Genomic DNA, 10,930 nt, shown 5'->3' with positions numbered 1-10,930 from the left:
AGAGTAGGACGTCGCCAAGCAAAAACCTAAGTCATTTCGCCTTAGGTTTTTTTGTGTACATTTTTATCTCCCTATTTGCCAAAGGTAATAATCCATAAATTTAGAGATGCTAAAAGTGAGAAACAAATAAAGAAGAGACTATGTAAAACAATAGCAATTTGTTTTGACTTTCCAGCTTTTCCGAACAAACCTAAAATAATTCCAATAATTGGACTGATTATTTCTACAAGAAGTATAGATTTGAAGTAATGAACATAGAAAAAGTGAGAAGTTATAAAGGAAGACTCAATAATTGCAGCTGTTACTGCAATCAAAAAGAATAAATATGACAATATAATAAGTTTCTGCATAATCAATCCACCTATAAATTTATAGTAATAGTATTATGATTTTTACTTGAATATATAAAAAAATGGAATTGTTATAACCTTAATTTGATTACCACTTCTTCTAATAAGGTTATAAATAATATGAATTTGAAAATGAAATTCGATTGGTGACGGAAGTTTCACTGTAGATTACACGACTAGATCTTCATATGATTGTATCTTATACTTCTCCCCTAATTCCCTTTCCCACTTGCATATATTTTCACTTCTTCTTTTGAATATAACTAAAACACGAACGTTATTAATAACTAATAAAAAAACATTCGATTATTTGTTGACATAACTTATGAAATATTGTTAATATAGCCATAGAAACAATATTATATCGCACCTCATATAATCGCGGGGATATGGCCTGCAAGTCTCTACCTAACGACCGTTATTCGTTAGACTATGAGGGAAAGTCACTCGGTATTTTCTATTCACAAGGGATACGTATGCCTGAGTAGAGCGCTTTCTCTCATAGTAAAAGAGAAAATGTTCTATTTCAGGCTTTTTTTATTTGAATCGGGGGGATTCTAATATGAAATCACTAGTTGGAGTCATAATGGGAAGCACGTCAGACTGGGAAACAATGAAATATGCTTGTGACATTTTAGATGAATTACACATTCCGTATGAGAAGAAAGTTGTATCCGCTCATCGGACTCCAGATTATATGTTTGAATATGCAGAAACAGCTCGTGAACGTGGATTAAAAGTTATTATCGCTGGAGCCGGAGGAGCCGCTCATTTACCAGGGATGGTTGCAGCGAAGACGAATCTTCCTGTAATCGGTGTTCCTGTTCAATCAAAAGCATTAAATGGGTTAGATTCGTTACTGTCTATCGTTCAAATGCCCGGAGGAGTTCCAGTTGCAACTGTTGCAATTGGTAAGGCCGGTTCAACAAACGCAGGACTACTTGCAGCACAAATACTTGGATCATTTCATGATGACATACATGATGCATTAGAACTGAGACGAGAAGCAATTGAGAAAAATGTGCGTGAAGGTAGTGAGTTGATATGACAAGAATCATTTTACCAGGAAAAACAATTGGAATTATTGGTGGTGGGCAGCTTGGAAGAATGATGGCGCTAGCAGCGAAAGAAATGGGTTATAAAATTGCTGTTTTAGATCCCGTAAAACATTCACCATGTGCACAAGTTGCTGATATTGAAATTGTTGCATCTTATGATGATTTGAAAGCAATTCAGCATTTAGCCGAAATAAGTGATGTTATCACATATGAATTTGAAAATATTGATTATAGATGTTTACAATGGCTTGAAAAACATGCGTATTTACCACAAGGCAGTCAGTTGTTAAATAAAACGCAAAATCGTTTTACAGAAAAGAATGCAATCGTAAAGGCTGGATTACCAGTAGCGCCATATAGACTTGTACAGAAGCAAGAAGAGCTTTTAGAAGCAATTACGGAACTTTCCTTTCCTTGTGTGTTAAAAACAACAACAGGAGGATATGACGGTAAAGGACAAGTTGTTTTAAAAAGTGAAGCGGATGTTGCAAGAGCAATGGAACTTGTAAATCATGCTGAATGTATTCTCGAAAAATGGGTGCCATTTGAAAAAGAAATATCAGTTATTGTAACTCGTAGCGTAAGTGGTGAAACGAAGGTATTTCCAGTAGCTGAAAATATTCACGTTAATAACATCTTACATGAATCTATCGTACCAGCTCGCACTACAGAAGCACTTTCACAAAAAGGAATTGAATATGCACAGGTGCTGGCGGATGAACTTCAGCTTGTGGGAACACTAGCGGTAGAGATGTTTGCTACGGCAGATGGTGGGATTTATATTAATGAATTGGCACCAAGACCTCACAATTCAGGGCATTATACAATCGATGCATGTGAAACGAGTCAATTTGGGCAACATATTCGAGCAATCTGTAATTTACCTCTAGGAGAAACAAATTTGTTAAAACCAGTTGTCATGGTTAACATTTTAGGCGAACATATAGAAGGGGTCCTAGGACAAGTGAATAGATTAACCGGGTGCTATTTACACTTGTATGGAAAAGAAGAAGCAAAAGCGCAGCGTAAAATGGGGCATGTAAATATTTTGAATGAAAGTATTGAAGTTGCTTTAAAGAAAGCGCAAAGCTTGCATATTTGGGACCATCAAGAACAACTTTTGGAGGGAAAAAGATGATTAGTCGTTATACACGCCCTGAGATGGGTGCGATTTGGACGGAAGAGAACAAATTTAAAGCATGGTTAGAAGTTGAGATTTTAGCTTGTGAGGCATGGGCTGAACTTGGTGATATTCCAAAAGAAGATGTAAAAAAACTTCGTGAGAATGCATCATTCGATATTGATCGTATTTATGAGATTGAAAAAGAAACACGCCATGATGTAGTTGCTTTCACTCGTGCAGTATCAGAAACACCAGCATTAGGTGAAGAACGTAAATGGGTTCACTACGGTTTAACATCTACAGACGTAGTCGATACAGCGTTATCTTACATCTTAAAACAAGCAAATGAAATTCTATTAAAAGACTTAGAAAACTTCATTACTATTTTAGCTAACAAAGCAAAAGAACATAAATACACAGTTATGATGGGAAGAACACACGGTGTTCATGCAGAACCAACTACATTTGGTTTAAAACTGGGCCTTTGGTATGAAGAAATGAAACGTAACTTAGAGCGTTTCAAACAAGCAGCTGATACAGTTCGCGTTGGTAAATTGTCTGGTGCAGTTGGTACATACGCGAACATCAATCCATTCGTAGAAAAATATGTTTGTGAAAACTTAGGATTAGAAGCAGCACCAATTTCAACACAAACGTTGCAACGCGATCGTCATGCACATTACATGTCAACACTTGCATTAATCGCAACATCTGTCGAGAAGATGGCAGTTGAAATTCGTGGCTTACAAAAGAGTGAAACTCGTGAAGTAGAAGAGTTCTTTGCGAAAGGTCAAAAAGGTTCTTCTGCAATGCCACATAAGCGTAATCCAATTGGATCTGAAAATATGACTGGTATGGCACGCTTAATTCGTGGTTACATGCTAACTGCTTACGAAAACGTTCCATTATGGCATGAACGTGATATTTCTCACTCTTCTGCAGAACGCGTTATCTTACCAGATGCAACAATCGCATTAAACTACATGTTAAATCGTTTTGGTAATATCGTGAAAAACTTAACGGTATTCCCAGAGAACATGAAACGCAATATGCAAAGAACATACGGCTTAATTTATTCTCAACGCGTAATGCTTACGCTAATCGACAAAGGTATGGTGCGTGAAGAAGCTTATGATATCGTACAGCCTAAGGCGATGGAAGCTTGGGAGACACAAGTACAATTTAAAGAGCTTGTAGAAGCAGATGAGCGTATTACAAGCAAATTAACACAAGAAGAAATCAACGAATGCTTCAACTATGAGCATCACTTACAACACGTTGATACAATCTTTGAACGTCTTGGATTAAACTAAGCTGAAAATTTTATATGGCACAGAATAGAGTCATTCTGTGCCATTCTTTATAAATATACTATTCATATTTTTCAAACTACAGGGGGCTTGCGAAATGCAAAAGCTAGAATTGCTGTATGAAGGTAAGGCAAAAAGAATTTATCGTACAGAAGCAGCAGATATGGTTTGGGTAGAGTACAAAGATAGTGCTACTGCTTTCAATGGGGAGAAAAAAGCGACAATTACAGGAAAAGGTCGTCTGAACAATGAGATTACAACTCTTTTATTCAGAAAGTTACAAGAAGTGGGAATCAAAACACATTTTGTTGAAAAGCTGTCAGACACAGAACAACTTGTGAAAAAGGTAAGCATTATTCCATTAGAGGTTGTCACAAGAAACGTAATTGCAGGAAGTCTTTCAAAACGATTAGGAATGGAAGAAGGAACTGCACTTGCATCACCAATCGTAGAACTTTACTACAAAGATGATGATTTAGGAGATCCGCTTGTAACAGAAGATCATATTCGTGTGTTAAACGTTGCAACGCCAGAGCAAGTAAGTACATTACGAGAAAAAGCTCTACAAATCAATCAAGTATTGATTGAGCACTTCGCAAGCTGTCGTGTAAGATTAGTAGATTTTAAATTAGAGTTTGGGCTAACAGAAGAAGGCGAAATCGTATTAGCGGATGAGATTTCACCAGATACTTGCCGTTTATGGGATGAAGAGAGCAATGAGAAATTTGATAAAGATGTATTCCGCCGTGATCTTGGTAATTTAACAGAGGCATATGAAGAAATTTTAAAACGTTTAGGGGGAGCTTCACATGTATAAAGTTAAGGTATATGTAACATTAAGAGAGAGCGTATTAGATCCACAAGGAACAGCAGTGAAAGGTGCTCTGCATAGTCTTTCCTTTACAGAAGTACAGGATGTTCGTATCGGTAAATATATGGAGTTAACAATTGATAAATCAGTGACTGATCTGGATAGCAAGGTAAAAGAAATGTGTGAAAAACTATTAGCAAACGTTGTAATGGAAGATTTCCGTTATGAAGTTGAGGAGGTTGTCGCACAGTGAAATTTGCCGTAATCGTTTTTCCAGGTTCGAACTGTGATGTTGATATGTTTCATGCAATTAAAGATGAGCTTGGCGAAGAGGTAGACTACGTTTGGCATGATGCAGAGAATTTAGATGAATATGATGCGATTCTTTTACCAGGAGGATTCTCTTACGGTGACTACCTTCGCTGCGGTGCCATTTCTCGCTTCGCAAATGCAATGAAGGCTGTGCAAAAAGCAGCTGAGCAAGGAAAACCAATTTTAGGCGTATGTAATGGATTCCAGATTTTAGTTGAATCAGGATTGTTACCAGGTGCATTAATGCGAAATAAAAACTTAAAGTTTATGTGCCGTACTGTTCAGTTACGTGTTGAAAATAACGAAACGATGTTTACATCGCAATATGAAAAAGATGCAGTAATAAATATTCCAATTGCACATGGTGAAGGAAATTACTACTGTGATGAAGCAACTCTTAAAGAATTAGAGGAAAATAATCAAATTGCCTTCCGCTACGTAGACAATCCAAACGGAAGCGTTTCAGATATTGCTGGTATTGTAAATGAAAAAGGAAATGTACTTGGCATGATGCCACATCCAGAGCGTGCTGTGAGTGAACTTCTTGGTGGCGCTGAAGGTTTAAAAGTCTTTCAATCTATTTTGAAACATTGGAGGGAAACATATGTCGTTAATGCTTGAACCAAATCCAACACAAATTAAAGAAGAACGTATATATGCGGAAATGGGGCTAACAGACGAAGAGTTTGCCATGGTTGAAAAGATTTTAGGACGTTTGCCGAACTACACAGAAACAGGACTATTTTCTGTTATGTGGTCAGAGCATTGTAGTTATAAAAACTCAAAACCAGTTCTTCGTAAGTTCCCAACAACAGGAGAACGCGTCTTGCAAGGACCTGGTGAAGGTGCAGGAATTGTAGATATTGGTGATAATCAAGCTGTTGTATTTAAAATGGAAAGTCATAACCACCCTTCGGCAATTGAGCCATATCAAGGTGCGGCAACGGGTGTTGGCGGTATTATTCGCGATGTATTTTCTATGGGAGCACGTCCAGTTGCTCTATTAAACTCTCTTCGCTTCGGTGAATTACAATCACCACGCGTGAAATACTTATTTGAAGAAGTAGTTGCAGGGATTGCCGGATACGGTAACTGCATCGGTATTCCAACTGTGGGCGGAGAAGTACAATTTGATCCATGTTATGAAGGAAACCCACTTGTAAATGCAATGTGCGTTGGTCTAATTAATCACGAAGATATTAAAAAAGGGCAAGCGCACGGTGCTGGTAATACAGTAATGTATGTAGGGGCTTCAACAGGACGCGATGGTATTCACGGTGCAACTTTCGCATCGGAAGAACTATCTGAGAGTTCAGAAGCAAAACGTCCAGCAGTACAAGTAGGCGATCCATTTATGGAGAAGCTTCTTATCGAAGCATGCTTAGAGCTTATTCAATCTGATGCTCTTGTTGGAATTCAAGATATGGGAGCTGCGGGCTTAACATCATCTTCTGCAGAAATGGCAAGTAAAGCAGGAATGGGTATTGAAATGTATTTAGATGATGTACCACAACGTGAAACAGGTATGACGCCGTATGAAATGATGTTATCTGAATCTCAAGAACGTATGTTAATTGTTGTGAAAAAAGGTAGAGAGCAAGAAATTGTAGATTTATTTGAAAAGTATGGCTTAGCGGCTGTTACGATGGGGAAAGTAACGGAAGATAAAATGCTTCGCTTATTCCATAAAGGTGAAATGGTAGCAGAAGTACCTGCGGATGCATTAGCAGAAGAAGCACCGATTTATCATAAACCTTCAAAAGAGGCAGCATACTTTAAAGAGTTCCAAGAAATGAAAATGGAAACACCAAAAGTAGATAATTATAAAGAGACATTACTAGCTTTATTACAACAACCAACGATTGCAAGTAAAGAATGGGTATATGATCAGTACGATTATCAAGTACGCACAAGCACAGTTGTTACACCAGGTTCAGATGCGGCAGTTGTACGTGTACGTGGCACAGAGAAAGCATTAGCAATGACAACGGATTGTAACTCTCGCTATATTTATTTAGATCCTGAGATGGGCGGTAAAATTGCAGTAGCAGAAGCGGCACGTAATATCGTATGTTCTGGTGGAGAACCACTTGCAATCACGGATTGCTTAAACTTTGGTAATCCAGAGAAACCAGAGATTTTCTGGCAAATTGAGAAATCAGTAGATGGTATGAGTGAAGCTTGTCGTACACTACAAACTCCAGTTATTGGCGGAAACGTATCAATGTACAATGAACGTAGCGGTGAGGCTGTATATCCAACACCGACTGTTGGTATGGTAGGTCTTGTTCATGATTTAAAACATGTAACAACACAAGAATTGAAGCAAGCTGGAGATGTTATTTATGTAATTGGTGAAACGAAAGCTGAATTTGGCGGAAGCGAATTACAGAAGATGGTATACGGTAAAATCTTCGGTCAATCACCAAGCATTGATTTAGAAGTGGAATCAAAACGCCAAAAACAATTACTAGAAGCAATTCAAGCTGGACTTGTTCAATCTGCACATGACGTTGCAGAAGGTGGCTTAGCGGTTGCGATCGCTGAAAGTGCAATTGGCGCTAAAGGCTTAGGTGCTACTGTGAAATTAGTTGGGGAAGCAACAGCGGCATTATTTGCAGAATCACAATCACGCTTTGTGGTAACAGTGAAACGTGAAATGCAAGAAGCATTCGAAAAAGCAGTAGAAGCAATTCAAGTTGGGGAAGTCACAAATACAAACGAAGTAACAATTCATAACGAAGAAAACGAAGTATTACTTACAGTAAATGTTGATGAAATGAGAAAGGCTTGGAAAGGGGCAATCCCATGCTTGCTGAAATAAAGGGGTTAAATGAAGAATGTGGCGTTTTCGGAATTTGGGGGCATGAAAATGCAGCACAAGTTACGTACTACGGATTGCATAGTTTACAGCACCGTGGGCAAGAAGGCGCAGGCATTGTTGTAAATAATGGGGAGAAAATTGTTGGTCATAAGGGGTTAGGTTTAGTATCAGAAGTGTTTTCAAGAGGTGAGCTAGAAGGCTTAAATGGAAGATCGGCAATTGGACATGTACGCTATGCAACAGCAGGTGGAAGTGAAGTGGCGAATGTGCAACCACTACTATTCCGTTTTTCTGATCATAGTATGGCATTAGCTCACAACGGGAATTTAATTAACGCAAAGATGCTTCGCCGCGAATTGGAGGCAGAAGGAAGTATTTTTCAAACGAGTTCAGATACAGAAGTACTGCTTCATTTAATTAAACGTAATACAAAAGGTTCACTAATTGAGAGTGTGAAAGACGCGTTGAACAAAGTAAAAGGTGCATTTGCGTATCTTTTACTAACAGGAAATGAAATGATTGTTGCGCTAGATTCGAATGGATTCCGTCCACTTTCCATCGGGAAAATGGGAGATGCATACGTTGTAGCATCTGAAACATGTGCTTTCGATGTAGTTGGTGCAACTTACATTCGTGATGTAGAACCTGGGGAACTACTGATCATTAATGATGAAGGAATTCAAGTAGATCGTTTTACAAACGAAGTAGATCATGCAATTTGCAGTATGGAATACATTTACTTTGCACGTCCAGATTCCAATATTGCTGGCATCAATGTTCATGCAGCACGTAAAAACATGGGGAAACGTTTAGCGATGGAAGCTCCTATTGAAGCAGATGTTGTAACAGGTGTTCCAGACTCTAGTATTTCCGCAGCGATTGGTTATGCAGAGGCAACTGGAATTCCATATGAATTAGGATTAATTAAAAATCGTTATGTCGGACGTACTTTTATTCAACCTTCTCAAGAATTGCGTGAGCAAGGGGTAAAAATGAAGCTTTCAGCAGTACGAGGAGTAGTCGAAGGAAAACGTGTTGTTATGATTGATGATTCAATTGTACGAGGAACAACAAGTAAACGAATTGTTCGTATGCTCCGTGAAGCAGGGGCGACAGAAGTGCATGTGAGAATTGCTTCTCCACCACTTAAGTATCCTTGTTTCTATGGAATTGATATTCAAACTAGAAAAGAATTAATCGCAGCAAACAACTCTGTAGAAGAAATACGTCAAATCATCGGTGCAGATTCTTTAACATTTTTAAGTGAAGATGGCCTAGTAGATGCAATTGGACGCCCATATGAAGGGAAATACGGCGGCTTATGTATGGCTTACTTTAATGGAGATTATCCAACAGCTCTTTATGATTATGAGCAAGAGCTTTTAGAAAGTATGAAGTAAAAAAGCGAGAAGCTTCTACTTCATTTTAAGTAGAAGCTAGCTTTTTCCTAAAACATACTCTATAGAGAGAGTGCCCGCTCGGGTGGGAGAAATTAAAAGACGAGGTGTAAAAAACGATGGCGAATGCATATAAGCAAGCAGGAGTAGATATTGAAGCTGGATATGAAGCGGTATCTCGTATGAAAAAACACGTACAAACAACAATGAGAAAAGAAGTGCTAGGCGGTCTAGGCGGTTTTGGGGGCATGTTCGATCTATCAAAATTTGCATTAGAAGAACCCGTATTAGTATCTGGAACAGACGGCGTGGGTACAAAATTGATGCTCGCTTTCATGATGGATAAACATGACACGATTGGTATTGATGCAGTGGCAATGTGTGTAAATGATATTGTTGTCCAAGGGGCAGAACCGCTTTTCTTCCTTGATTACATTGCTTGTGGTAAAGCAGAACCTAGTAAAATTGAAAACATCGTCAAAGGTATATCAGAAGGTTGTCGCCAAGCGGGGTGTGCACTAATTGGCGGAGAGACAGCTGAGATGCCAGGTATGTATTCCACTGAAGAGTATGACTTAGCTGGTTTTACTGTTGGAATTGTTGATAAAAATAAAATTGTAACAGGTCAGTCTATTGAAGCTGGTCATGTATTAATTGGTTTAGCATCTAGTGGTATTCATAGTAACGGATATTCTTTAGTACGAAAAGTGTTGTTAGAAGACGGACAGCTATCTTTAGATCGTATACATGGTCGCTTAGAACTACCTCTTGGTGAAGAACTATTAAAACCAACAAAAATTTATGTCAAACCTATTTTAGAACTATTGAAAAAGTATGAAGTGTATGGCATGGCACATATTACAGGTGGCGGCTTTATTGAAAATATTCCACGTATGTTGCCGGAAGGAATTGGTGCAGAAATTGAACTAGGTTCTTGGCAAATTCAACCGATTTTTAGTTTACTTCAAGAGGTTGGAAAACTAGAAGAAAAAGAAATGTTCAATATTTTTAACATGGGTATTGGTATGGTAGTTGCAGTAAAAGAAGAAGATGCAAAAGCTGTTATCGAGCTTCTTTCAGAACAAGGAGAAAAAGCGCATATTATTGGACGTACTGTAAAAGGAGCAGGTGTTACTTTTAATGGAGGCACAGAACTATGAGCAGATTGGCAGTCTTTGCCTCTGGAAGCGGGTCTAACTTCCAAGCACTAATTAATGCAGTGGAAGAAAAAAGATTACATGCTGAAATTAGTTTGCTAGTAAGCGATCAACCTGAAGCACGTGTGCTCGGACGGGCGCATTATCATCATGTTCCATGCTTTGCTTTTTCAGCGAAAGAATATGAATCAAAAGAAGCATTTGAAAATGAGATATTAAAAAAACTGCGAGAATACGAGATTGATTGTGTTATTTTAGCAGGATATATGCGTTTGATTGGTCCTACATTACTGGAAGCATATGGCGGTAAAATCATAAATATTCATCCGTCATTATTACCGAGTTTTCCAGGGAAAGACGCTGTCGGTCAAGCATTAGAAGCGGGTGTGAAAGTAACTGGTGTGACCATTCATTATGTGGATGCAGGGATGGATACAGGACCAATTATCGCACAAGAAGCAGTAACAGTTTCTGAAACGGATACGAGAGAAAGTTTACAAAAGAAAATTCAGCAAGTTGAACATAGATTGTACGTAGATACGGTGAACAAAGTTGTTCAAGCTAAGAAAGAGCCAACTGTTAAATAAC

General features: G+C 38.3%; 11 protein-coding genes and 1 riboswitch. Of the genes, 10 read left to right on the top strand and 1 reads right to left on the bottom strand.

The features are described from left to right. Positions 1 to 71: 71 nt before the first annotated feature. Complete coding sequence (locus Y7E_RS0126460) at positions 72 to 350, bottom strand: hypothetical protein (protein WP_017154225.1); 279 nt, start codon at positions 348 to 350, stop codon at positions 72 to 74. A gap of 351 nt (positions 351 to 701) precedes the next feature. After that, positions 702 to 803, top strand: a riboswitch (purine riboswitch). A gap of 109 nt (positions 804 to 912) precedes the next feature. On the opposite strand from Y7E_RS0126460, the gene purE reads away from it, so the two are divergent. The 10 genes from purE to purN all read left to right on the top strand — a co-directional run bounded on the left by purE (position 913) and on the right by purN (position 10,929). Then, complete coding sequence (purE, locus tag Y7E_RS0126455; RefSeq protein WP_000839362.1) at positions 913 to 1,398, top strand: 5-(carboxyamino)imidazole ribonucleotide mutase; 486 nt, start codon at positions 913 to 915, stop codon at positions 1,396 to 1,398. Then, positions 1,395 to 2,546 carry a 5-(carboxyamino)imidazole ribonucleotide synthase gene (purK, locus tag Y7E_RS0126450; RefSeq protein ID WP_017154224.1) on the top strand — a complete coding sequence of 384 codons (1,152 nt, stop codon included), beginning with the start codon at positions 1,395 to 1,397 and terminating at the stop codon, positions 2,544 to 2,546. Before purE ends, purK begins: the two co-directional genes overlap by 4 nt. After that, complete coding sequence (gene purB / locus Y7E_RS0126445) at positions 2,543 to 3,844, top strand: adenylosuccinate lyase (protein WP_017154223.1); 1,302 nt, start codon at positions 2,543 to 2,545, stop codon at positions 3,842 to 3,844. Before purK ends, purB begins: the two co-directional genes overlap by 4 nt. Before the next feature lie 94 nt (positions 3,845 to 3,938). Further along, a complete protein-coding gene (purC, locus tag Y7E_RS0126440) occupies positions 3,939 to 4,658 on the top strand; it encodes a phosphoribosylaminoimidazolesuccinocarboxamide synthase (RefSeq protein WP_017154222.1) in 720 nt (239 codons plus the stop codon). Further along, positions 4,651 to 4,905, top strand: coding sequence for a phosphoribosylformylglycinamidine synthase subunit PurS (purS, locus tag Y7E_RS0126435; protein ID WP_000278826.1), 255 nt, complete (start codon positions 4,651 to 4,653; stop codon positions 4,903 to 4,905). Before purC ends, purS begins: the two co-directional genes overlap by 8 nt. Next, positions 4,902 to 5,585 carry a phosphoribosylformylglycinamidine synthase subunit PurQ gene (gene purQ, locus Y7E_RS0126430; protein WP_017154221.1) on the top strand — a complete coding sequence of 228 codons (684 nt, stop codon included), beginning with the start codon at positions 4,902 to 4,904 and terminating at the stop codon, positions 5,583 to 5,585. The genes purS and purQ overlap by 4 nt, the downstream gene beginning before the upstream one ends. Further along, positions 5,569 to 7,788 carry a phosphoribosylformylglycinamidine synthase II gene (gene purL, locus Y7E_RS0126425; protein WP_017154220.1) on the top strand — a complete coding sequence of 740 codons (2,220 nt, stop codon included), beginning with the start codon at positions 5,569 to 5,571 and terminating at the stop codon, positions 7,786 to 7,788. Before purQ ends, purL begins: the two co-directional genes overlap by 17 nt. Further along, entirely contained in the window at positions 7,773 to 9,188 is a 1,416-nt protein-coding gene (gene purF, locus Y7E_RS0126420) for an amidophosphoribosyltransferase (protein ID WP_017154219.1), read from the top strand. The genes purL and purF overlap by 16 nt, the downstream gene beginning before the upstream one ends. Before the next feature lie 116 nt (positions 9,189 to 9,304). Continuing rightward, positions 9,305 to 10,345, top strand: a complete 1,041-nt coding sequence (purM, locus tag Y7E_RS0126415) for a phosphoribosylformylglycinamidine cyclo-ligase (protein ID WP_017154218.1) — start codon at positions 9,305 to 9,307, stop codon at positions 10,343 to 10,345. Beyond that, entirely contained in the window at positions 10,342 to 10,929 is a 588-nt protein-coding gene (purN, locus tag Y7E_RS0126410; RefSeq protein ID WP_017154217.1) for a phosphoribosylglycinamide formyltransferase, read from the top strand. The genes purM and purN overlap by 4 nt, the downstream gene beginning before the upstream one ends. Position 10,930 lies beyond the last annotated feature (1 nt).

The sequence above is a fragment of the Bacillus bingmayongensis genome, assembly GCF_000299035.1.
Classification (GTDB): domain Bacteria; phylum Bacillota; class Bacilli; order Bacillales; family Bacillaceae_G; genus Bacillus_A; species Bacillus_A bingmayongensis.
The sequence above is the reverse complement of the archived record's forward strand: the minus strand, read 5'-3'. Positions and strand labels throughout refer to the sequence as shown.